Raw genomic sequence first — 22,851 nt, forward strand, 5'->3', positions numbered from 1 at the left:
TATAAATCTGTTTTTATAACTTTGAAACGCCCACAAGGGCTTCTTTGAAATTAAGTTTTGCAGTATGAAAAGCGGATGGTGAAAAAGAGAAAGGCGGTTGTTTTTGAGCCGTTTTCTGAAAAACAGCCTTAAAACAGGAACATATAAAAGGTAAGCTATTTGTTTCTTTATTGGCCAGCTGCCTCTACCGTGGGCAGCAGCACTTTTATCTCCGTGCCCGCCCCCACTTGCGTATTGATGACAATGCTGCCCTTGTGCAACCGCACAATATTGAGCGATAACGGCAGTCCCACCCCATGGCCTTCGAACTCTGAGGTGTTGGAGGCTCTAAAGAAAGGCACGAAGATATGGGGCAGCTCCTGCTCCGGTATACCAATTCCTTTATCGCGTACCACTACAGCTACTAACGTTTGCTCTGACTGAATACTTAAAACCACTTCTTGGTTATGCGAGTACTTGCAGGCATTCATGACAATGTTGCCAATAGCCAATTTAAGCAGGTTTACATTTCCATATACCAGCAGCAGCTCTTCTTCTGTGGGCATCTGGCTAAAATCGAGACGTATGTTGCAGCCAGGGTACAATTGGCTTGTTGATTCTTTCACCAGCCACAGGAGTTCATCAATGCGCACCTGCTCCCAATTCTGCTTTTTGCCATCAAACCCACTTTGGGCCATGCCCAACAGGCTGGTCAAGATGTCTCGAAGCACATCGGCCTCATGCAAAATCACTTCTAATGACTGCCGCTGACCAGAGGTTAAACCGGCGCTGGCCAAGGTAAGTTCGGCTTCACCTTTGATGATGGTTAGGGGTGTGCGTAGTTCATGGGAGGCGTTGCTGACAAAATTGTTCTGGGTTTCAAAAGCGGTTTCCAGCCGGGTGAGCATGCCATTGAATGTTTGGGCCAGCTCTGCCAGTTCATCTTTATTATTGTCTACCTCCAGCCGCTGATTCAGGTTCTCCACCGAAATACCTTGCACGTTTTTGATTATTTCCCGCACCGGATTAAACGTGTGGGCCGTAAACTTTCTACCTATCACATATACTATTCCAACTGAAAGGAGAAAACCGATGAGCAGAAACTTGTACAGCTTTTCCACTTCTTCTAGCCAATAAGGATCATGCGCTGACACCACCACCAAATAGGTTTTATCGTTGGCCTGCTCTAATTTCCCAGCATAGAAAGTGCGGTTTGCCCGGTATCGAGCAGACTGCTTCGCCAAGGCTTCTCGTAGCAAAGGCTCTGGTAGCTCACTAGTCTGTAGCGTCTCCAGTGCCGTCTCTTGCGGAACCTCCAGCAAATACTCTTTCTCCCCCGGAAGCTTTTCTAGATAGGCCTGCCGCATTTGCCGCACCAATTCTTTATCGGTGTTAGAATTTAAGTGCAGGTGCAGATCAGAGGCAATAATGACACGGGTCTCTAAACGCCGGTAGAAGTCTTCAAAGGCATAATGATTGGTGAATAAATAGATAGAGCCACAGAAGACCAGAATCACTAAAGATGTGAGGGCAGAAAACAGAAGCGTGGCTCGGGTCTGTATTTTCATACCTCCACGCTATCTTTCAGCACGTAGCCCATGCCAATGACTGTGTGAATCAATTTAGGGGTAAACTTTCGGTCTAGTTTCTTACGGAGGTAGTTGATGTACACATCTACTACATTAGTGCCCAAGTTAAAATCTACATTCCAAACGTGCTCCAGAATTTCCATACGGGATAATACCCGGTTGGGGCGCTGTGCCAGAAATTCAAGCAACCTGAATTCTGTGGCGGTAAGGGTAATGGAGGTTCCACTACGGGTAACGGTTTTACTTTGAGTATTGATTTCTAAATCTGCCAGTGCGATGAGATGCTTGGCAGGCGTACCATTCTGGTTTCGGCGGGTCAAGTTTCTGATACGGGCTCCCAGTTCGGCGAAGTTGAATGGCTTTACCAGATAATCATCGGCCCCGCCATCTAGTCCCGTTACAATGTTTTCCGGAGAATCCAGAGCGGTAAGCATAAGAATGGGGGTTTGAAGCTCTTGTTGGCGGAGCCTCTTAAGCACGTCTAATCCATTCAGCTCTGGGAGCATGATATCCAGAATAATCAAATCAAAGCCAAAGGAGAGGGCCATGTCTAAGCCAGCGCTCCCGCTCATGGCCACGCTCACCTGATACCCTTCTTCCTTTAGCCCCCGCTGTAGCATACTTGCTAATTTTGGCTCATCTTCCACGAGTAAGATCTTCAGCCCCATATAAACATTCTTTAGCTGTTTCCTCAAAAATAGTAGCGCAAGTGAAACAGACCAAAGTAGTAGTTGCCAAAGTAGTAGTTGTTTAAACTGCTGCGTATATTTTTTTGGTTTCTAACCACGGCACGTTTAAACATTAAGTTTAGGCGAAAGATCAGGCAAAATTGGTTGACCTATTCAAAGAAACTCCCGTTTTGGGGCTGTTTTCATAAAAACAGCCCCAAAACGGGAGAAAACAATAAATTTATATTTTTGAGTAAACCTTACCTACACTACCTTACAATTGCTTGTCGTGTGCAATCTTCTTGTCTAAATAGAAGGTTCCGAAGGGAATGAGTGATGAAATAAATGCCAAGACGACATTCTTGAAAGACCACTTATACTGCACCCATACCTGAAGCAGTAGCAAGCAAAACAAGACAAACAAAACGCCGTGTGCCCAGCCGGTATATTTTACGGCCTCATCTATGCCGGCCATATATTTTAACGGCATGGCTATCAGCAACAGCACAAGGTAAGAGATGCCCTCTATAATGGCGATTAGCCTAAAGCGGCCAAGGGTAGTTTCTAAATGAAAACTCATAACTAAGTAATGCAGATGAAAATCCAAAGGTACACCATCCTTCCGAACTCTGCACCTTCTTCTCACTTTGCCGCAGTAGAGTCACTGGCTTGGGTTCTTTTTAAGATATAAGCCTCTTTATCTTGCTCCCTTTCTGTTACCAGCAAATCTAACCGCAGTTGATTTTCATTTATAACGTCAAAATCTCTGGAGTCTTGCGCTCCTGACTGCAGTAATTGCAGTTCTTTTCCCTTATCGCGCAACGTCCAGGTTCCCTCACTCTGCATTTGCTCAGGCTGATCACGCTGGTATTCCTCCGTTAACGTGTACGTGTTGTCTGCCTTTAGGCTGAGGGTCATGGCAATGCCTTTACAATCTGAACAAGGAACAATGCCTGAGAAAGTACCCACCAGCAATTGTTCAGAATACGGCTCTCGTACCTCTGGGGCGGTAGTCTCTTGTTCTTGAGTTTCATGGTCTGCTTCAGCGGCCTTGCGCTCGTTACAGGCAAAGAGGGTGAACCCCACAAACAACAGACAGAATAACTTTTTCATAGCATAAATTGGCAGGTGATACTCTTCATACTTTCTTGCAAACACTAAGGTTTAAACGGGTTGTAAATGTCAAGCTGTTTTCGGCCTGATTTCCAGAAAACAAGCCAAAAACACCCTTCCTAATCGCAACTTTTAGACCCGAATCCACTGTTTATTTCGTATCTTCGTAGTCCGCTCCAGATTCTTTTCTGACTCTGGACTCAAGACTCAGAACTCAAGACTTTTACATACCGTGCCTGATTTTTCCCACCTTCATACCCATACCCAATATTCGTTGCTAGACGGGGCCGCCAGCATTGGCTCACTCATGAAAAAGGCGCAGGCCGACGGCATGAAAGCCGTAGCCATGACCGACCACGGCAACATGTTTGGGGCATTTAACTTCGTGGCCGAGGCCAATAAGTACAACGTGAAACCTATTGTGGGCTGTGAGTTCTATTTAGTGGAAGACCGGCACCAGAAGAGTTTCAGCAAAGAGCAGAAAGACGTACGCCACCACCAGTTGCTGTTGGCCAAAGACCAGGAAGGCTACCAAAATCTGGCCAAGCTCTGCTCCTACTCGTACATTGACGGCCTCTACAGCAAGTGGCCCCGTATTGACAAAGAGTTGCTAGTGAAATATCACAAAGGCCTTATTGCCACGTCTTGCTGTATTGGCGCCGAGCTTCCCCAGGCCATTCTCTGGAAAGGCGAAGAAGAAGCCGAAAAGCTGTTGAAATGGTGGCTGGATTTGTTCGGTGACGATTTCTACATTGAGATTCAGCGCCACGGCCTCATGAATATTGACGGCACCGGTATGTCTCAGGAAGACGTGAACCAGGTGCTCCTGAAATGGGCCATTAAGTACAACGTGAAGGTGATTTGTACGAATGACTCGCACTACGTAGACCAAACTGACTGGAGCGCGCATGACATTCTGCTTTGCGTGAACACAGGCGAGCAGCAAAGTGTACCCGTGGGTGATTTCAGGACGAATTATTTCAGGTTAATGAGCGGCCGCGGTGAGGTGATTTACGATACCCTGGACAACATCAGGAACACCTACAGCCACGACGACAATGTGCGCCGCATGCTTTACCGCATTGACGAAGAGCTGCAGAAACCGCGCCCTGCTGACCGCTTCGGGTTCCCGAACGACCAGTTCTACTTCAAGTCTCAGGAAGAAATGAACAAACTGTTCGCGGATGTTCCGTTTGCTGTGGACAATACCAACGAAATTGTAGACAAGATTACGCCACCCAAGCTGCAGCGCGATATTCTATTGCCTAACTTCCCGCTCCCACCAGAGCACCCCACCGCTGACTTGTTTTTGCGCCACCTCACCTTTGAAGGCGCTAAGAAGCGGTACACCGAAATCACCCAAGAAGTAGAGGAGCGTCTGAATTACGAACTGGGCATTATTGAAACCATGGGTTTTGCAGGATACTTCCTCATCACTCAGGACTTCATCAACAAAGGCCGTAGCATGGGTGTTGCCGTGGGCCCGGGCCGTGGTTCGGCGGCAGGTTCTGCCGTGGCGTATTGCGTGGGTATCACCAACATCGACCCCATCAAGTATTCGCTCCTGTTTGAGCGTTTCCTTAACCCGGAGCGGGTGTCCATGCCCGATATTGATATTGACTTTGACGACGTGAACCGCCAGCGCGTGATTGACTACGTGGTGGAGAAATACGGCAAAACGCAGGTGGCTCAGATCATCACCTTCGGTACCATGGCCGCCAAATCGTCTATCAAAGACGTGGCCCGTGCTCTAGATTTACCGCTATCTGAAGCGAACGAACTGGCTAAGTTAGTACCTGACACTCCCGGCACTACACTCGCAAAAGCTTTTATTGAATCGCCTGAACTGGCGGCTTTTAGAGAAGGGAATGACCTGAAAGGCGAAACTTTGCGTTTGGCTGAGAAACTGGAAGGCTCTGTACGAAACACGGGTATTCACGCGGCGGGGGTAATTATTGCGCCAGATGACATTACCAACTACATTCCGGTGTCTACCTCCAAAGACTCTGACCTGTTAGTGACGCAGTTTGACGGTAAGGTGATTGAAAGTGCAGGTATGTTGAAGATGGACTTTTTGGGCTTAAAAACCTTGTCCATTCTGAAAGACGCCATGGCCCTCATCAAGCGGAACCATGGCGTATACATTGATATTGACAACATTCCGCTGGATGATGAGAAGACCTATGCCCTCTACCAGCGCGGCGATACTATTGGTACGTTCCAGTTTGAGTCCGAGGGCATGCGCATGTACCTCAAAGACCTGAAGCCTACCAACATTGAAGACTTGATTGCCATGAACGCCTTGTACCGCCCGGGCCCCATGCAGTTCATCCCGAACTTCATTAACCGGAAGCACGGCAAAGAGGAGGTGGAATACCCGCATGACCTGCTGGAACCGCTCTTGAAGAACACCTACGGCATTATGGTGTACCAGGAGCAAATCATGCAGACGGCGCAGGTACTGGCGGGCTATAGCCTTGGTGGTGCCGACTTGCTGCGCCGCGCCATGGGTAAGAAGGACATGAAGAAAATGGCTTTGGAGCGCGAGAAATTCGTGGCCGGCGCCAAAGAGATTCATGATATTCCGGCCAAAAAGGCGTCTGAGGTGTTTGACGTGATGGAGAAGTTCGCGCAGTACGGCTTCAACCGCTCGCATTCTGCCGCCTACTCCGTGGTCGCCTACCAGACCGGTTACCTCAAGGCCCACTACCCAGCCGAATACATGGCTGCGGTGCTGACCCACAACATGAACGACATCAAGAAGGTGACGTTCTTTATTGAGGAAGCGCGTAAGCAACAGATTCAGGTATTGGGCCCAGACGTGAACGAATCCATCCACCAGTTCAACGTGAACCAGCAAGGGCAGATCCGTTTTGGGATGGGCGCTGTGAAGGGAACCGGTGAAGCCGCCGTGGAAGCCATCATTGAAGAGCGCGAGAAGAACGGCAACTACACAGACATTTTTGATTTCGCGAAACGCGTGAACCTGCGCGCGGTGAACAAGAAAACCTTTGAAAGTCTAGCCCAGGCCGGAGCCTTTGACTCCTTTGAACGCTACCACCGCGCACAATATTTGGAGACTCCAGAAGGCGAAAGCATTAACCTGATTGAAAAGGCGGTGCGCTTCGGGAATCAGTTTCAGGCCGAGAAGAACGCTGCCCAGCAGTCGTTGTTTGGCGGAGGAGGAGCGGTGGACATGCCGCTGCCCAAAGTGCCGGACGTACAGCCTTGGACGTTGACCGAGATGCTTCGCCGCGAAAAAGAAGTAATCGGTTTCTATCTCTCAGGTCACCCGCTGGACCAGTTTAAGCTGGAAATTGACTCTTACTGCACCTGCAGTCTGGACCGCATTGCTGAATTCAAGAACCGCGATGTGAACGTGGCGGGTATTGTAAGCAACGTGGTGGTGCGCACGGGTAAAAACGGCAATCCGTTCATGCTCTTCTCTTTTGAGGATTATGATAACACCATGGGCTTGGCTTTATTCGGAGAGGATTTCGTGAAGTTCTCTCCGTACATCAAAGAAGGCATGTATCTGTTCATAAGGGCTAAGGTAACGTTACGCTACAAGTCTGAAGACCAATGGGAGCTGAAGCCTATCTCTATGCAGCTGCTCAGTGACGTAGCCGACAAGATGGCCAAAGGCGTACGCATGGACATTGACATACGCAACATCAACGCCCTGCTCATTGACCGCTTGGAAGAAGCCGCTGTGAATAGCCCTGGACAGAAGAAGCTGGAGCTGGTGTTAACAGAGCCTGGTGAACGGTTGGCCGTGGAGTTGTTCAGCCGGAAATACAGAATTGACCCTAAGGCGTTCCTGCAGAATGTGAAAGATTTGGAGGTGGCTACTTGTCAGTTGATTTGATTCAAATTAATTACTATGAAATGGATAAAAAGGCTTCTAACTGAAGATGAATTAAAAAGTTATATCTTAAATAATGATTCACTAGATAAAGTTTATGCCAGGATGGAATTCTCTTGGGAGAACTACAATAATGAGCAAGTAATAAAAGAGGAATATGAAGTTCTACAAAAAAACAATTTATCCTCTCCATCTTTTGAGGAATTAAAATCTTCTACAAGCTCCATTGCAGCATCTTACCCTTCTGGCGTAAGATGGGAAGTTGATTCTTATTAATGTTGTTCGTTAAGCTCGGGAGAAGCAAATTATTTAATTGGAGGGTTGCCAAATGTATCTTCCTGACGCATTGACATATCCATACTTATAGCTATTTTCTGAGCCCAGCAAACCTATCCTTGCCAAACCATTTTTAAACTTTTCTGCTTTATCAAATTGAGGTTTTATGATGATATTATTATCCTTATCTAAATAACCCCATTTATTCCCTCTTTTGAATGCGGCTAATCCTTCAGAAAATTGCCCTAAGCCATAGTAAATAATTGGAACAACTATTTCACCTCTTTTATTGATAAAGCCAAGTTTTGTATCTTCATCACAAACGATTGAAGCAATAGGCTTTATACCTCTAGCAGCCATCCTGCTACTTCCAAACCCTACTTCTTCTCTGCAGTTAACTCTTCTTGTAAAACTTACCATTGCAAGACCTTCTGAAAAGCTGGAACCAAAATAAGAGTTACTACCAGTTGCCCTAAACTCAAATTTATCATTTTCAATTATTTCAAACTTTCCTTTTTTACCTATAAATCCTACTTCGTGTCCATCATAAGCTAAAGCAAGACCTTCTGAGAATTCATGACACCAAGTAAACTTGGGCGGAAATAAATAATCTCCGTTTTTATTTATCCCTCCAAATTTTCCGTTAGAACCAACGATTGCAACGCCATCTGTAAAATCTTGTGCTTCTTGATAAGTCGGGTTCAAGTAATACGAAGTTTGTCCAGCTTTTATAAATCCATAGTTTTCTCCAATACTAAATCTCATCAGCCCTCCACTCATGGAATAGATATTATCAATATTAGTATTGACTAACTGACTGTTTCCCTCTCTATCATAAATTTTGTATTTATCATTAGATTTCAAAACAATAGAACCCTCCTTAAAATTCGGGAACTTTTGAAAATCCACAAATCCTTCCTCAATCCTAATCACTACGTTCCCGCCCTTGTCTATATAATTGATTCCAGACTCCACTTCAACTTTTGCTAATCCTTCATTGAAATCACCAGCGTTTAGAAACTGGGGTTCTAAAATGAGATTTCCTACTGAATCTATATAGCCCCATTTCCCACCTTGCTTGATAGCAAACAGATTCCCTTTAAAAGGTTCTCTTTTACAAGAAGAACAGAAAAAGATGGCGACAATTAAATATGTAATTACAGAAAATGTTTTTATAGAACTCATTATTACAAACCTAATAAGTTTACAATAGCTGTTAAATTTATAAAAAAAAGACACTCTCTTCTAGTTTTAATTTATCTCTTCGCCATCCGCTTTTTTTTTCGAGATGTAATCATCGCTTTCTCCGCTCTTCCGGATTTATCAATCCGGAAGTTCTCTGTCGGGGATTTATCAATCCCCGTGCGCACGCTTTCCTAATTGGCCAGTAACGGGGATTATGAAATCCCCGACAGAGTGGTTCGGGATTGGTAAATCCCGAACAGCAGTCAGAGGTCTTGAAGCAAGCAATCAAGCAGCAACGTTAAAAGAGAACTTTTGAGAACTCACAAAGTCGGCACTACGTAATTTTTTTCATGGGCATCAAGAACAAAATCCATGAAGGCCACCTTTATTATTTGACATTGACGGTGGTGGATTGGATTGATGTTTTCACCAGACCTGTTTACCGCCACATCATTATTGACTCGCTCAAATTCTGCCAGGAGAAGAAAGGGCTGGAGTTGTATGCGTGGGTTTTGATGAGCAACCACCTGCACCTAATTGCTTCGGCCAAAGAAGGCTTTCATTTGTCAGACATTTTAAGGGATTTCAAGAAATTTACCAGCCGAAGCATTGTTGCTGCCATTCAGCAAGAAAATGAAAGCCGAAAGGAATGGATGCTGCACCGCTTTCAGTTCCAAAGCAATGTGCAAAGCAAAGTAACCAACCACAAATTCTGGCAAGACGGCAACGAGGCGAAAGAAATACACTCAAATGAATTCCTACAGCAGAAGCTAGATTACATTCACATGAACCCCGTGAGGGCAGAAATGGTGCGGGAGCCGGAGCATTATCTCTACAGCTCTGCGTTGGATTATGCCGGCGGCAAGGGCCTTTTGAAAATTGTTCTGGCAGATTAGATGCTCTCTGTTACCTAGCACGTCCATTTCTTTGCCAATCCCGGCAATTCCCGTATCTTTGTCTCAACCTTCGGGTTCTTGGCTTTTCCGGTTTAAAGTTGGCTTCCACCTCTTTTTACCAGAAAAGCCTTGTCTTTTTAGAGTTCCGCCATTCTGTCACAGCCTTCTTATCTGCAGCGTATTAACCTTTTTCTATCAAATTCAGTAGATATACTGATGTTTTTGGCTTATTTTAGCAAAACCAGCCCTAAAATGGTATCCTGCAGGATACTGGCGAGGCTGACAGAAAAGCGTTAATTTTACCAGATATCCCTTTTGGTTCTATATTTGAACTAGGGCCGTTATATTCAAAAGAAATCATAAACCGACAATTATGGCACATAAAGCAATAGAGATCACCGATGCTAACTTCGAGGAGATCATCAATTCAGATAAACCTGTATTAGTAGACTTCTGGGCCGAGTGGTGCGGACCTTGCCGCATGGTAGGCCCTGTAGTAGAAGAACTAGCCGGCGACTATGAAGGCCGGGTGGTAGTAGGAAAAGTAGACGTAGATGCCAACCCGCAGACTTCTGCCAAGTTTGGTATCCGTAGTATCCCTACCCTGCTGGTTTTCAAAAACGGACAAGTGGTAGACAAACAAGTAGGCGCAGTTCCGAAAAACGTGTTGGCCCAGAAATTAGATGGTCAATTAGCCTAGGCTAGTTTACCCTTCTTAAAAACAGAAAAGCCGATCCTTTACAGGATCGGCTTTTCTGTTTTTGGTCTGTTTTCTGAATATCAGGCCATAAAGACGCTGATTCAAAGAAAGAGAGTCCTGTTTGAGACCTGCTACTGACTCAGGACTCGTGACTCAAGACTCAGAACTCTTTTTTATTCGCACCCGCAGAGGCTCTTTTCAAGCTCACAAATATCTTTGTACCCTTGCTCTAACTGACGCAAATAGGCCTTGAGGCGTTGGTTATGCTCCCGATGTCGGTTGTAGTTCATTTCAGTGGGCGGAGTCTTGGCAAAACTCTCCATCTCAATGACCTGTTTCCTAAGTTCTTGTTTTTTCTCATACAGGCGTCTGATATGCGCTGGCAATGAATCTTCGGGGTATTGAGTTTTGAAGGCATTTTCCATGCAATCATCTTTCTTCAAATATAAAATGACCTTGTGTTCTACATCTTGGGTAAGCTCACGTAATACATGGCGTTCTTTCTCCAGTAACTGCTCCTCCAAACGCTGATTAAACTGACGGGCGGCTCTGTTCACCTCTTCGCGGCAGCTCCGGCACTTGGTGACATTGGCTTTCTCTACCAGTTGGTTCCGGAAACTCACATTTTCTTCGGAGGGCGCCGCATCCCGAAGACGCACCACCTCTCTGGCGAAGGCATCAGTATATTGGGCACTCTCCAGCCTTTTCAAGTGACGGGACAGACCCTCTCCCTCTAAGGATGCCGCCAAAAACTCCTGGTTGGGAAGTTCTACTGAATATAGCTTGTTTAAGTAAGCCTCGCGCTGGGCTATTGTATAAGGTCTATTTTGCTCCTGGTCCAGTTCAAGTAGCGTGTTTACCAGTTCCCGCCCATTCTTGAGGTTAAGGTCGGCCGCCATAAAATTATCGGCATTGGAAATGATATTCTGGTACTCGTCTTTGAACACCCGCTGGTAAGTGTTGTTTCTGGAAAACTCCCTGTCACGGAGCTGGGCTGTTGTCTTGAGCCGCTTGTAATCCTGAATAACAGAAAACAGTGACTTGGCATTAGCTTCGGGGCTGTTGTTTTTATAATTGAGGCGGTAGTTGTTCAGGTTCTGCTTCAGGTCAGCAAAATTGCGCAAAAACTCCACGAAATATTTTTCCTGCCGATAAGCATCATCACTCACTAGGCCAGAATTGTGGGCCTGTTCAATACGCACCCGGCGCCGTTCAATGGTTTCAGAGGTGATCTCGCTGCCCGTCAGCACATCCATGCGGTACAGTGACTTGTAATTGGCCACCACCAGCAAAGGATAGTTTTTGTAGTTCAGCGCCGCCTCTAGCTTTTGCCGCTCAAACCCCTGTGGGCTGTTTTCCAAGAGCTCTTTCAGGCGGCTCATGTGCAAAGGAGGCAGCTTTGCAAAAGAAGGCACAAATACATACACCCTTACCGAGTGCAGTCTGGTATTAAAGTTTTGCCCCTCATATAACCTGATGGTAGAGCTAAATCTGTATTCTTCCCGTTTGGCGGCATTCCGAATAAGATTTCCGAACTCCCCAACCAATGACAGCATAGCCGCCTGCGGTACTACTTGTTTGCCGATGTTAGAAAGTTGGTTGGCTATAATGTTAAAGAAAACATCACGGCTATCAGAAGTGAACAATTTGGCATCAATGGTGGCGTCTATGTTCCGTTCGTCATCTGCCAAGGGCAGCTTGTCAATAATCCGGATTGCTTCAATATGGTCAGAAACGTTGGTAGTGTACTCTTTCTTTGAATTATCTATTGCGAAATTGTACAGAGGGTACACTATTGGGTCTTGCCCAAACAACTTGGCGTTCTTCAATTGAGCCGAAATAAACAACGACTCCAGATTGATATAATCTCTTCTACGGGCTTTCGTGGTGCCCTGCTCCAGTTCATTGATCACCTTGGTAAACTGCCCCGGGTTGAACAGGTACATATCGGTAGTCAGGTACTGCCATTCATCTGTGAACTCAAATTGATCTAAGTAGTTGTAAGCCAGACGGGTTTCTATCATATCCTGGCCCTGCCCTCTGAAGGGGATCAACAGCAAGAAAAAAAGAAAGAAGCGGAGGGTACTGCTCAATTTCATGAATTCACTCTTATTTTGTGAGGGATCTTTCTACTAACGAAGAAAACTGGGTAACGCGTGTGGACCTCTACAAAGTTCGTTCCTAAAATATCTAAAGCAAAGGGTAAGAAGCGATTCAGCCGCCAAAGGAATGTTATTTTCTGTAAAAAATTGATGACATCGGCAAGCGGTTGTAAGTGCAAGCGGTAATCACGAACTTCCGCCTTCAAAAATTACCTACTGGTGCCTGTACTGCTTCGCCTTCAAAAATTACTTCAAAGCCCGCTGTTCTGGTTTTTAGCCACAAGCGCGTTCACGCTGCTGTACTATTTTGCGGCGCATGAAGGCTTTTACTTCGGCGATGACTATTCTTACAGTCTCTACGCGCACCAACTCCTGCAGGGCACATACCATTTAGACGAGTATGTCTTCTGCCACCGTTTTATGGTGTTTGTACCCACTGCACTGTTTTATTGGCTTTGGGGTATGAATATTTACACAACTACGCTTTGGCCTTTGCTGTGTACGTTGGGCACCTATTTGCTTCTCTTCTTAACCTTTAGAAGAACTCACCCTTCTGCCACCTCCTGGGCACTGGTTTTACTGGGGTTTTATTATTTCCAGTTAAACACCTCTAACTACCTGTACCCAGACAACATCTTGCTCTTCTTTTCGGCAGCCTGTCTGTTAGTTCTTTATAAGGCCCGCTCTCCTCTGCCCAATAAATCAGCTAAAATCGGGTTAGGGCTACTTTTTGCTACTCTCAACTTGCTAGCATTTCTCACTAAAGAGACCATTGTGTATGCCGTTCCATTTTACGGGTGCGTGTTTTTATATCATATATATTCTCGCAAAAACCGATGGTTCTGGGTAACTGCAGCTGTATCAGGCGCCACTTTCTTGTTTCTTTACTTTTACCTGTACGCTTTCTACACGGGTCACGCTTTCCAGCGATTCATTGACATTCAGAATGCAGGCTTAGCTGATACCTCAAGCACATTCATATCACAACCTTTTATTTCTCATCTGCCAAGGCTTACCTACGGCCCAATACTTTTTTTTATTGGCTCCGGTTTGGCCATTCCGTTGATTTTTGCGGCTCTGTATTTCTTCATTCCAGCTAAGCCTAAATTGATTAATCTGCAGCACCCACTCTCTTTCTGGGCGGTAGCTACCTTGGCCATGCTGCTCCCCATTTGGGTTGGTTCTGTCTCGCTGGGCTATTACAAACCTATGCCTTTGCTGCCCCGCATGTTTCACCCGCTTTTGCCTGCTTTTTGCGTACTGGCAGGGCTCAGCATTGAGAGAATTGGGGAGAAACGATGGATTTATGCTCTGTTAGCCATTCTATTTGCTCTATCTGCTTACTTAGCTGGTGGTGTCATGTGGACTCTGTACCTGCCGCCGATGCTGTTCTTTTTGGTGGCATTTTTCTGGCCAGTGCTCAGGAAAGCTTGGTTAGCACTTTGTGTAGTAGCGCTAGCTCAGGCAGTCAGACCAGCTTATTTCATGCTGAAGCCAACCGTTTCTTATTATTTTGAGCAGAAAAATATTGTTGACCAACATTTAGCACACCCTGAAGGCAATTACACCGTGTACATGGATTCTACTATGCTGCGCCGGCACCCTTTCTTCTATGGTTTTAAAGTTCCTTCAAATTATACCTTCAAAGGCTACGCTGCTTTTGACCATCACCTAACCGCACCAACTGATACAACTTTTCTTCTCATCAATAATGGTGTGCTTGAACATCCGGAGCTTATGATGCAGCTACGTGAGAAAGATATTCTGCCCTTTTTTCCAACGGCAAAGCTTCTAGACCAAAAGGGGAAAGTTAAATTGTATTACCTCCCCCAAAAGCAGCAGCCTTAAAACAAAAGAGGCCGGATTGTTTCCGGCCTCTTTTCTTAAAAACAGCTTTAAACCAGAAAAGCAGCAGCTCTTCTGTAAAGAACTAATCTTTATAAATAAGTACTTCGCTTTTTTTGTTGTTGATGTAGCCGCGGTACATGCCTTCTGAGTTAAAAGGCATAGCGAAATTACCGTTCTTGTCTAAAGCAATGAGGCCGCCTTCGCCGCCAAACTTCACCAATTTATCCATAACTACTTCCTCGGCTGCTTTCTTAATTGGCAGCTTTTTATAGTTCATCAGGGCTGCCACGTCATAAGCCACCACAGCCCTGATAAAATATTCCCCGTGGCCAGTAGCTGACACCGCACAAGTGTTGTTGTCGGCGTAGGTACCGGCGCCTATAATAGGGGCGTCTCCCACTCGGCCGTAGCGCTTGTTGGTCATGCCGCCGGTAGAGGTAGCAGCGGCCAGGTTTCCGTACGCATCTAAAGCAACGGCACCCACGGTACCAAACTTTTTGCCCTCGGTAAATATATTCTCTCCGTTGTTGATGCTGCTGGTTGTATCAGAGTGATCAAGTTTTACTTTTTCACTTTGGCGGGCACGCTCCAATTGCTGAAAACGGGTTTCAGTACGGAAATAAAAAGGATCTACAATAGTTTGGCCTTGTTCTTTCGCGAACTGCTCGGCACCGTTGCCCATCATCATGACATGAGGAGACTTTTCCATCACGGCGCGGGCCGTGGAGATGGGATTACGGATGGTGGTGACGCTGGCAATAGCACCGGCATTGCGGGTTTTGCCGTCCATAATGGCCGCATCCATCTCGTTTTTACCTTCGTTCGTAAATACGGCGCCTTTCCCGGCATTAAAAAGCGGCGAGTCTTCCATTACTCTTACGGTGGCCTCTACAGCATCAAGGCTGGAGCCGCCTTTTTTCAAGATAACATAGCCGGTTTGCAGGGCTTGGTTCAATACTTCCTGATACGCTTTTTCGCGCTCCGGTGTCATGTTTTTGCGCGTGATGGTGCCCGCTCCACCGTGTATGACCAACGTAATTTTGCTATAGTCTGGCTTAGTTTGCTGTGCCTCGGCATTGAATACAAGCGCCAAACAGCACAAGAGGAGTAGGAGTTGTTTTTTCATTTATGAATGAGGTGAGAAAAGGTATAGGTAGCGAAAGTAAGCAATAAGCTTCTTCTTTTAATTGTGCAGAAGCTAAAAACTTACTTAAACTCCAACAAGAAACTGCAGTTGTAAACCTACTCAGGGGCTAATTCTCACCTTGTGCTTTACTACTGAGCCTGCTCCTGTTTAATACGTTGGTAATCTTTCAAGTCAGCGCGATTCTCTAAAGTGAGGTATTCGGCCTGAAGGGCTTTGATTTTAGTGGCGTGCCGCAGAATAATGTCATCATGCAGCTGTTTCTCTCGTTCATTCAGGCGCTTGTAAATGGCGTTGGCGTAGTCCCAGTCTTCCAAAGTCCAGGTGTCTTTCTGGTCGCGGACCTGCTGCAGAAAATGCACGTAGGCATCGCGTAGGTTTTCTGCTGCAACATTTGATAGGTTTCGGTAATCACCTAGCAGCAGCTGCTCCATTTGGCTCATTTTACCAGGTACTAATCCGCGGGCCTCGCGCTGTTTCCGCTCAGCTTTTTGTCGGGCCAAAGCCTCCTTGGCTTCTTTCGCTTCCGACTTTGCTTTACCAGCAAGGTCTTCAACACGTTCGTCTATCTTGCTTATCTCTTGTTCGGCTACTTCACGGCGCTCACGCGGAGTGGTATCACAGGCTACCATTGAAATGCCCAAGAATACCATTAGCACCATCATTAGGTTTAAAGGAAACAGGTACGCTCTCTTCATAGTAAAAGGGAATGTTGTCAACCTCCATACGCAAACTGCCCATGGTAGGGTGCCTCTCTTTCCTTCTAATCTGACATGGCTAAAAACAGTTTTCCCTACAACCTAGATTTCAAAGCAACAGATTTCAGGCAGCACCCAGAGTTGTACCGAGTTGGTGTGGGTGAGCAGGGTGTCTTACTAGTAGAGCCTTACAAAAGCGAGATTCTACCGCACTGGCGCTTCAAAAATGTGGAAGTAGCTACTACCTCAGCTGAAAAGATTTATGGCTTGTTTGAAGAATATCTGGCCCAGCAGGATTTTGTAGGGGCTGATATGGCTCGTAAGTTTCTGCAAATGGGCTTCACCCGCGCCCGGCGCTACGCCAACCACAAAGGCGGCCGCAAATACAAATCTTCTGAAACAGATAACTCAGCAGATCTTCCTTACCCCTATTCTTCGGGCAGCGCCCACAAAGGAAATGAGGTACTGCCGCAGGAAAAAAATGCTCTCACCAATGAGAAAGCCCAGGCTGCTGCGGTTTTCAAAGAATATTGGTTTAGAGCCAAAGACCACCCCGAGTACCAGAAACTGAAGCAGGCATTTAAAGAGAAGTATTATGAGAAATAGCGTTTCAGCCTGTTTTTGAAAAAGTACGCCTAAAACAAATATTCTGCACTTCAGAAACCAATGAATATTTGCTGTGAATTATGAGTAACAACACATAAAAGGGATTTTCACTGCAGAAACCATAGCTCTCAATTATACTTTGCAAACAAATAGCATTTAGTGTAACAAAAGTCTGTTCCTTAAACTTTACTGTTTTTCTTGCTTCAGACCAAACTTTTAACTACTATTATCTTCTTAAACAGATAGTTTAGCTAATAAAATGGATTCTTTAGACGAAACAGACAAAGCTATTTTACGCCGGCTGCAGCAAGATGCCAAAGTAACTACCAAAGAGCTGGCATCGCAGCTGGGATTGACCATTTCACCTATTTACGAGCGGATAAAAAGGCTAGAAAACCAAGGCTATATCAAACAGTATGTAGCAGTGCTGGACAAAAGCCAGTTAGGGCAATCTATCACCACCTTTTGCCAGGTTTCTATGCGCTACCACAATGAAGCGTTTATTGAAAAATTTGAGCAGCAGATTCAGGAACTGGAGGAAGTGCAGGAATGCTACCACATGGCCGGCCAGGTAGATTTTCTGCTAAAGATAAACGTGAGCAGCCTCAATCAATACCATGATTTCGTGAAGACCAAGCTTTCTAAACTTGAAAATATTGCCACGCTCAACAGTATCTTCGCCTTAAAGGAGATTAAACATACGCTGGCGCTGAATGTGTAGTAATAAATCAAGAGGCTGCTAAGTACTTCTGTTTCTGGGCTGTTTTTGAAAAATTAGGCTTAAAACAAAAAAGGGGGCAACGAATGAATCGCTGCCCCTTTTACGTTTTTAGCTTCTCAACCTATTCTACTTTCTTAAACTCATACTCCAGCGGATCTAGAAACTCAGGGCGGACGGTGAGTTTGAAACCAGTGGCTGATTTGCCATCCACTGTGAAAGGTACTATGCCTTTATCAAACACAGGATCGTTCCAGCGGCACAGGAAGGTGTCTTTCTCCCAGTTCTCCAGAGTGCCTACCTCGTTTTCATGGCCCAGCAGGGTTAGTTTCAGCTTGCCTTTCTCCAAGGTAACGCGGGCATCGCCGTAGTGCTCATTACGGTAAAGACCAGTGTAGTTTTTAAGTGCCAAAGATGGTTTGGCGTTCTTGTTTCTTTCGCGCTCCAGCTTGGCCCACTTCTCTTTTTCCTCTTGCTGCGCTTTCTGGTGAATGGCGAAAAGCTGCTGCTGCCAATCTTTTTTAGGGGTGGTGCCCAAATAGGCATCAATAATCTGGTACAACAGCGCGGTACAGAAGTTGTTGGCGTCTGTGTTGGTCATTATTACAATGCCCAATTGCTCCTCCGGCAGGAATACCGTCTGCGATGTCATACCGTCTACGCCACCGCCGTGGGCAATCATGATGCGGCCCTGGTAGTCATTGGTGCGCCAGCCCGAGGCGTAGGCAGCAAAGTGGTTTGCCGGATTCACCGGGTTTCCGTAAGGCGGCACCTGCAGCGCAATATTTGGGTAATGCGTGGCTTTGATAATTTCAGGCTTTACAATGGTTTTACCGTTGAGCGTGCCTTGGTTTAGCTGCATGGTAATCCACTTGGCCAAATCTACCGCCGATGAGTTCAACGCTCCTGCCGCGGCAATACCGTCAATGTTGCGGTAAGGCACCGCTACCAGCTTGTCATTATGGATGGTGTGCGGCGCGGCCACGTTCTGGTAGTTTGGCAGCTCGGTGACACTGGTAGAGGTGCGGTTCATGCCTAGCGGCGTCAGGAAATTAGTTTTGATGTACTCTTGCCAGCTTTGATTGGTGAGTTTAGAGAGAACTGCCCCGGCGGTGGCGAAACCTACGTTAGTATAGCCGTAGCTGCTCCGGAAAGCCGAGGCAGGCTTGATAAAACGCATCTTGTAAATGAGTTCATCAGTGGTATACTTTGATCCGTAAGCCACAAAATCTCCGTGCCAGGTGCCCAGACCGTAGCGGTGGCTGATCACATCTCTGATAGTTACATTCTCCGTAGCCACCGGGTCATAGAGTTTAAAGTCTGGCAGAAACTTGGTCACTTTATCATCCAATGACAATTTGTTCTGGTCGGCCAGTTGGTGCATGGCAGTGGCGGTAAAGGCTTTGGTGTTGGAGCCAATGGCGAAGATGGTATTCTCGTCCACCTTGTCCGGCTTGCCTACTTCACGCACGCCATAGCCTTTGGCGTACACCACTTTCCCGTCTTTGATAATAGCCAGAGACATACCCGGAATTCGCCATTCTTTCATGCCATTTTCTACAAAGGCATCAATATTGGGGAATTGGGCGGGTGCCTGTTGGGCTTGCGCCAACCCTAAAAAGCAGCAGCAGAAAACCAGTACAGAAAAAAGCTTTTTCATATCAGGTGATTTGGTTCTAAATTCAATTTTAATTTAAGAAAATCAGTTGGCGTTTAAGGCTTGTTTTTTGAAAAACAGGCGCAAAACGCAAAGCCGTTCCGGACATTACTTCACTTTGGTTATTTGACCCAGCTCGGTAAAGTCCACGTCCAGCATGTTGGGTTGCTCAAATTTCATTTCGGCTACTTCGCCTTTGGCGTTAAGGGTAAAAGTGACAAAGCCTTTAGGTACCATTGGGTCACGCCAGTTCAGCTCAAAGGTATTGTAATGCCAGTGCGACAAATCAGCGGTGAAAGAGGGTGTATGGGTGAAAGAAATTACCAACTTCTTACCTTCCTGCTTTACCTCAATGTCTCCGTACATTTTATCACGGAATGTTCCGGTGTAGCTAGCAAAGTTTAACGGTTTGGTACCTTTTACGCGGGTTGCTGCTACTTTCTTGCGGTTCTCCTCAAGGGTATACTTTTTCTTGTCGCGGAGAGATTTGCGGGCGGTTTGGTAGGTTTGGTAAGATGGGTCTTGTATGGCTTGCCCAACCATGTTCAGGGTGAGCGCCACCGCAGCCGGTTCTTCAGTGTTAGACAAAGCAATAATCCCAAATTTCTTGTCAGTGACCATTTCCAGGTTCGCCACCATGCCGTCTACGCCGCCGCTGTGCTCCACCACTTTGTGCCCGTTTTTAGGCGTTACCCACCACCCAAAAGCATAGGAAGAAAACTCGTTATGAATGGGCTTGGGGAAGATGGGAAAAAACGTATGCGGCTTTAAAATCTCTTCCATCGTCTTTTCACGCACCAGAGTATCACCGTTGATCACGCCCTTGTTCAGCATCAGCTTCATGTATTGAGCCATGTCTTTGGCGGTAGAGTAAATAGAACCGGCCGGCCCAATATTGTCGTGGTTACGATGCGCCACGGTAATCACGCTAAAATGAGCGTCTTTTGAATGCGGCGTGGTAATGTTCTTGTTGCTGACAATGTCTTGGTACCGGCTGAAGGTGTGGTTCATGCCCAGCGGCTTAAATAGTCGCTCTTTGATGAAATCATCCCAACTTTGGCCCGTCACAACTGCCACTATCTCGCCCCCAGCCACAAAAGTGAGATTCTGGTAGGCAGCCGTTGTTCTGAATTCAGAAACAGGCGGCAGGTCTTTCATTTTACGGATGACCTGCTCACGGTTCAGGTCAGAACCATACCACAGCAAGCCGCCGGCGGTTGGTTTAAGGCCGCTTTTGTGGGTCATGAGGTCACGGATGGTGAAGGCGTTAGTCACCTCGGGCGCATACATCTGGAAATACGGCAGATAATCAGTCACCTTATCGTCCCACTTTATTTTGCCTTCGTCTACCAACATGCCCAGCGAGAGTGCCGTAATGGACTTGGAGATAGAACCTATGCCGAACAAGGTATTCTCATCTACTGGCTCCTGCTTGCCTTTGGTCTTAGTACCGAGGGCGTTCAGATACACCACGTCAGTACCTTTCACAATGGCCACCGACATTGCAGGTACCTCAAAGTCAGTCATGAGCTGCCGGATAGCGGTGTCAAGGGAGTCTTTGTTAATGCGCTGACCTTGAGCAACGGTTACGGAAAAAAAGGCAACCACTGCCAGATACAGGTGCATTCTTTTGAATGTGAGCATTAGTTTAGATGTATTTTATTACCTGTGTTGAATTAGTCTATTTTCCATGGCGCGGAGGTAACTCCCCTTCCTTTCTACCAGTACCGTCAAGTGCCATGATTGTGGTTTCGTCTGCTGTTTTCGGCCTTTTTTTCAAAAAACAGGCTGAAAACGGTTTATAAATCCAGCCGAGTTATACCGTAAATTTCTCGCAATTCTTCAGGAAAGCCTCATCTACATCGGCGCCAATGCCAATCTGGTCTTCCATCTCCATCAGGAATCCATTGTAGCTGACACCACCTACCACCGGGTCTTCCAGCGGACCAGTCATGCAGCTGTCCAGGTCAAAAAATTGTAGCGTGGGGTTGGCGTAGGCGAAGTGGAGATTGGCGCTTAATGCCAAACGACTTTCCAGCATGCAGCCAATCATGCAGGGCGTGTTATTTTTTTCAGCGATATCGGCAATACGTTGGGCTTCGGCTATGCCCCCAGATTTTGCGAATTTGATGTTCAGGTAATCTGTGGCTCCCTTGGCAATGAGCTTGCGGGCATCGTGGTGGTGATAGCAACTTTCATCAGCCATAATTTTCACCGGCGACTTCTGCACCAGCTCCGGCAGGTAATCATCATACCAGGTGCGCATGGGTTGCTCACAAAATTGAATATCCAACTCTTCCATGGCCTGAAAAGCATAACCGGCTTCATCGAATTCCCAGCCCTGGTTGGCGTCTAGCCGTAGCTTTATTTCCGGCCCCACCGCTTGCCGGATGGCTCTAATTCTCTCTAGGTCTTCATTCACGCCTTTGCCCAACTTCACTTTTATCATGCTGGCACCCTTAGACTTGAATTCTTTGGCTTGGGTTGCCATTTCTTCTGGGCTGGAAATGCCAATGGTAATATCAGTTTCTATGCTGCGCTTGCTGCCGCCCAGGTACTGGTACAGCGGTTGATTGGCCGCTTTGGCCGCCAAATCATACAAGGCCATATCAAAGGCGCTTTTGGCGGTGGGGTTGTAGGCGGTGTAAAGGTTCAACTCATGCAGGCGGCCCGGAATATCAGAAGCGTCTTTCCCTTTCCAGATCTTAGCGAAATCTTTGGCCATAGCCAGACAAGTTTCCTGGGTCTCCCCCACCACTACCGGAAAAGCCGAGCACTCGCCCACGCCGTAAAGCCCCTGGTCAGTGTGCACTCTAATGAGCACGTTTTGGGTGGCGGTCATGGTGCCGGTGGCAATGGTGAAAGGCTCCATTTTAATGCTGAACCGGTAAATGTCTATATGCGTGATTTTCATTTTTGGATGTTAGTAGGTAGATGGTAGACGAGGGACTTCTCGTTTAAACATCTGCAAATTTAGTAGTAGTTGGAGTAGCTGTTTTCGGCCTCTTTTATAAAAAACAGCCCAGAAACAGCGTTAGATTTTACTGTTTAGTTTTGTTGAGTTCTTCAAAGGAAATATCCATGACCGGATGCTCTTTCCAACCTGAGAAGTCAAAGTGCCACCATTCATCGGGGTATATTTCGAAGCCGTGCTTGAGCATGACCTCCTGCAACAGCTGGCGGTTTTTCAACACTTTCTTGGGAAGTTTGGCATACTGAGAGTGCGCCTGAGGCGAGAACTCGTCAAAAGGCGTAGGCATTTTCAGCTCTTTGCCAGTCTTCAAATCAACCAGCGTTAAATCTACCGCGCAGCCCCGGTTATGTCTTGAACCGCGGTAAGGTGATGCCACAAACACCGTGTCTCTTACTTTCTCATAGAAAGCCACCGTAACGGCATAAGGGCGGTAGGCATCATAAATCTTCAGGCCTACACCCTGTTTTTTCAGCTCTTCCTGCACCGCCTGTAGCGCCTTAGCCGCCGGCAAACTCAAAAACGCCCCCGCCGATTGGTACATAGGCTCGCCCATGAGGTTGTTGGAAGTGGCGTAGCGGATGTCTAGCTGAATGTTGGGGATGTACTGTTTGAGTGCCACCAATGCTACAGAGGAATCTTGCCGCACCAGTGCCTCATACTCAGTTAAGTCAGAGACAGTCTTCAGGCGGTATTTCTCAAAATTGGTCTGCCCAAAAGCCTGTAGGCCATACTGGCTCACCAAGAGGGAAAAAAGAAAAAGCCACCATTTTCTGTAAAGTTTGAGCATAGACTTGCGCTTTTTTAAAAGAAACCTGAGCTAAAAAAAACGCCAA

19 protein-coding genes are annotated in these 22,851 nt (G+C 46.5%); 7 read left to right on the forward strand and 12 right to left on the reverse strand.

The window, feature by feature from the left end; all coding sequences use genetic code 11:
- Window positions 1–167: 167 nt before the first annotated feature.
- The 4 genes from A8O23_RS08000 to A8O23_RS08015 form a co-directional block, all read right to left on the reverse strand.
- Window positions 168–1,547 carry a sensor histidine kinase gene (locus A8O23_RS08000; protein WP_066619202.1) on the reverse strand — a complete coding sequence of 460 codons (1,380 nt, stop codon included), beginning with the start codon at window positions 1,545–1,547 and terminating at the stop codon, window positions 168–170.
- A complete protein-coding gene (locus tag A8O23_RS08005; RefSeq protein WP_066619204.1) occupies window positions 1,544–2,236 on the reverse strand; it encodes a response regulator transcription factor in 693 nt (230 codons plus the stop codon). Before A8O23_RS08005 ends, A8O23_RS08000 begins: the two co-directional genes overlap by 4 nt.
- 274 nt (window positions 2,237–2,510) lie before the next feature.
- Window positions 2,511–2,816 carry a DUF3817 domain-containing protein gene (locus A8O23_RS08010; protein WP_066619206.1) on the reverse strand — a complete coding sequence of 102 codons (306 nt, stop codon included), beginning with the start codon at window positions 2,814–2,816 and terminating at the stop codon, window positions 2,511–2,513.
- Between the two features lie 62 nt (window positions 2,817–2,878).
- Complete coding sequence (locus A8O23_RS08015; protein ID WP_153042118.1) at window positions 2,879–3,349, reverse strand: copper resistance protein NlpE; 471 nt, start codon at window positions 3,347–3,349, stop codon at window positions 2,879–2,881.
- A gap of 232 nt (window positions 3,350–3,581) precedes the next feature.
- On the opposite strand from A8O23_RS08015, the gene dnaE reads away from it, so the two are divergent.
- Complete coding sequence (gene dnaE / locus A8O23_RS08020) at window positions 3,582–7,217, forward strand: DNA polymerase III subunit alpha (protein WP_066619210.1); 3,636 nt, start codon at window positions 3,582–3,584, stop codon at window positions 7,215–7,217.
- A 15-nt stretch (window positions 7,218–7,232) separates the two neighbouring features.
- The gene (locus tag A8O23_RS08025) at window positions 7,233–7,490 is read left to right on the forward strand and encodes a hypothetical protein (RefSeq protein ID WP_066619213.1); all 258 of its coding nucleotides are present in this window, start codon (window positions 7,233–7,235) and stop codon (window positions 7,488–7,490) included.
- A gap of 33 nt (window positions 7,491–7,523) precedes the next feature.
- Here the strand turns inward: A8O23_RS08025 and A8O23_RS08030 are convergent, their stop codons facing one another.
- Window positions 7,524–8,675, reverse strand: coding sequence for a WG repeat-containing protein (locus tag A8O23_RS08030; protein WP_066619216.1), 1,152 nt, complete (start codon window positions 8,673–8,675; stop codon window positions 7,524–7,526).
- A 350-nt stretch (window positions 8,676–9,025) separates the two neighbouring features.
- Here A8O23_RS08030 and A8O23_RS08035 point away from each other — a divergent pair, with 350 nt between their 5' ends.
- Window positions 9,026–9,571, forward strand: coding sequence for an REP-associated tyrosine transposase (locus A8O23_RS08035; protein ID WP_066619219.1), 546 nt, complete (start codon window positions 9,026–9,028; stop codon window positions 9,569–9,571).
- A 373-nt stretch (window positions 9,572–9,944) separates the two neighbouring features.
- Window positions 9,945–10,271, forward strand: a complete 327-nt coding sequence (gene trxA, locus A8O23_RS08040) for a thioredoxin (protein ID WP_062542637.1) — start codon at window positions 9,945–9,947, stop codon at window positions 10,269–10,271.
- 173 nt (window positions 10,272–10,444) lie between these two features.
- Here the strand turns inward: trxA and A8O23_RS08045 are convergent, their stop codons facing one another.
- Entirely contained in the window at window positions 10,445–12,370 is a 1,926-nt protein-coding gene (locus A8O23_RS08045; RefSeq protein ID WP_066619220.1) for a hypothetical protein, read from the reverse strand.
- 222 nt (window positions 12,371–12,592) lie between these two features.
- Here A8O23_RS08045 and A8O23_RS08050 point away from each other — a divergent pair, with 222 nt between their 5' ends.
- Window positions 12,593–14,221: an ArnT family glycosyltransferase gene (locus tag A8O23_RS08050; RefSeq protein WP_066619222.1), complete on the forward strand. Its 1,629-nt coding sequence runs from the start codon at window positions 12,593–12,595 to the stop codon at window positions 14,219–14,221.
- Between the two features lie 82 nt (window positions 14,222–14,303).
- Here A8O23_RS08050 and A8O23_RS08055 read toward each other — a convergent pair whose 3' ends face one another.
- Together A8O23_RS08055 and A8O23_RS08060 are read right to left on the reverse strand one after the other, a co-directional pair.
- Entirely contained in the window at window positions 14,304–15,347 is a 1,044-nt protein-coding gene (locus A8O23_RS08055) for an isoaspartyl peptidase/L-asparaginase family protein (RefSeq protein WP_066619225.1), read from the reverse strand.
- Window positions 15,348–15,496: 149 nt separating this feature from the next.
- On the reverse strand, window positions 15,497–16,063 hold the full coding sequence (locus A8O23_RS08060) for a hypothetical protein (RefSeq protein WP_066619228.1): 567 nt from the start codon (window positions 16,061–16,063) through the stop codon (window positions 15,497–15,499).
- Window positions 16,064–16,138: 75 nt separating this feature from the next.
- Between A8O23_RS08060 and A8O23_RS08065 the strand changes: the two genes are divergently transcribed.
- Together A8O23_RS08065 and A8O23_RS08070 are read left to right on the forward strand one after the other, a co-directional pair.
- The gene (locus A8O23_RS08065; RefSeq protein ID WP_066619230.1) at window positions 16,139–16,669 is read left to right on the forward strand and encodes a DUF4385 domain-containing protein; all 531 of its coding nucleotides are present in this window, start codon (window positions 16,139–16,141) and stop codon (window positions 16,667–16,669) included.
- Between the two features lie 259 nt (window positions 16,670–16,928).
- Window positions 16,929–17,390, forward strand: a complete 462-nt coding sequence (locus A8O23_RS08070) for an Lrp/AsnC family transcriptional regulator (RefSeq protein ID WP_066619233.1) — start codon at window positions 16,929–16,931, stop codon at window positions 17,388–17,390.
- A 121-nt stretch (window positions 17,391–17,511) separates the two neighbouring features.
- On the opposite strand, the gene A8O23_RS08075 is transcribed toward A8O23_RS08070, so the two are convergent.
- From A8O23_RS08075 to A8O23_RS08090, 4 genes are all read right to left on the reverse strand, one after another.
- Window positions 17,512–19,047 carry a serine hydrolase gene (locus A8O23_RS08075; protein WP_066619235.1) on the reverse strand — a complete coding sequence of 512 codons (1,536 nt, stop codon included), beginning with the start codon at window positions 19,045–19,047 and terminating at the stop codon, window positions 17,512–17,514.
- 105 nt (window positions 19,048–19,152) lie between these two features.
- On the reverse strand, window positions 19,153–20,688 hold the full coding sequence (locus A8O23_RS08080; RefSeq protein WP_066619237.1) for a serine hydrolase: 1,536 nt from the start codon (window positions 20,686–20,688) through the stop codon (window positions 19,153–19,155).
- A 172-nt stretch (window positions 20,689–20,860) separates the two neighbouring features.
- Window positions 20,861–21,958, reverse strand: a complete 1,098-nt coding sequence (locus A8O23_RS08085) for a mandelate racemase/muconate lactonizing enzyme family protein (RefSeq protein WP_066619240.1) — start codon at window positions 21,956–21,958, stop codon at window positions 20,861–20,863.
- Between the two features lie 127 nt (window positions 21,959–22,085).
- Window positions 22,086–22,805 (reverse strand): M15 family metallopeptidase, encoded by a 720-nt coding sequence (locus tag A8O23_RS08090; RefSeq protein WP_066619243.1) that lies wholly within the window; start codon window positions 22,803–22,805, stop codon window positions 22,086–22,088.
- Between the last annotated feature and the right edge of the window lie 46 nt (window positions 22,806–22,851).

The organism is Rufibacter roseus, from assembly GCF_001647285.1.
Lineage (GTDB): Bacteria > Bacteroidota > Bacteroidia > Cytophagales > Hymenobacteraceae > Nibribacter > Nibribacter roseus.

Coding starts and splice junctions, on each gene's coding strand:
- A8O23_RS08075 (WP_066619235.1), bottom strand. CDS start 19,047: ATGAAAAAGCTTTTTTCTGTACTGGTTTTCTGCTGCTGCTTTTTAGGG.
- trxA (WP_062542637.1), top strand. CDS start 9,945: ATGGCACATAAAGCAATAGAGATCACCGATGCTAACTTCGAGGAGATC.
- A8O23_RS08005 (WP_066619204.1), bottom strand. CDS start 2,236: ATGGGGCTGAAGATCTTACTCGTGGAAGATGAGCCAAAATTAGCAAGT.
- A8O23_RS08055 (WP_066619225.1), bottom strand. CDS start 15,347: ATGAAAAAACAACTCCTACTCCTCTTGTGCTGTTTGGCGCTTGTATTC.
- A8O23_RS08035 (WP_066619219.1), top strand. CDS start 9,026: ATGGGCATCAAGAACAAAATCCATGAAGGCCACCTTTATTATTTGACA.
- A8O23_RS08070 (WP_066619233.1), top strand. CDS start 16,929: ATGGATTCTTTAGACGAAACAGACAAAGCTATTTTACGCCGGCTGCAG.
- A8O23_RS08085 (WP_066619240.1), bottom strand. CDS start 21,958: ATGAAAATCACGCATATAGACATTTACCGGTTCAGCATTAAAATGGAG.
- A8O23_RS08065 (WP_066619230.1), top strand. CDS start 16,139: ATGGCTAAAAACAGTTTTCCCTACAACCTAGATTTCAAAGCAACAGAT.
- A8O23_RS08045 (WP_066619220.1), bottom strand. CDS start 12,370: ATGAAATTGAGCAGTACCCTCCGCTTCTTTCTTTTTTTCTTGCTGTTG.
- A8O23_RS08060 (WP_066619228.1), bottom strand. CDS start 16,063: ATGAAGAGAGCGTACCTGTTTCCTTTAAACCTAATGATGGTGCTAATG.
- A8O23_RS08090 (WP_066619243.1), bottom strand. CDS start 22,805: ATGCTCAAACTTTACAGAAAATGGTGGCTTTTTCTTTTTTCCCTCTTG.
- A8O23_RS08030 (WP_066619216.1), bottom strand. CDS start 8,675: ATGAGTTCTATAAAAACATTTTCTGTAATTACATATTTAATTGTCGCC.
- A8O23_RS08015 (WP_153042118.1), bottom strand. CDS start 3,349: ATGAAAAAGTTATTCTGTCTGTTGTTTGTGGGGTTCACCCTCTTTGCC.
- A8O23_RS08010 (WP_066619206.1), bottom strand. CDS start 2,816: ATGAGTTTTCATTTAGAAACTACCCTTGGCCGCTTTAGGCTAATCGCC.
- A8O23_RS08080 (WP_066619237.1), bottom strand. CDS start 20,688: ATGCTCACATTCAAAAGAATGCACCTGTATCTGGCAGTGGTTGCCTTT.
- A8O23_RS08025 (WP_066619213.1), top strand. CDS start 7,233: ATGAAATGGATAAAAAGGCTTCTAACTGAAGATGAATTAAAAAGTTAT.
- A8O23_RS08000 (WP_066619202.1), bottom strand. CDS start 1,547: ATGAAAATACAGACCCGAGCCACGCTTCTGTTTTCTGCCCTCACATCT.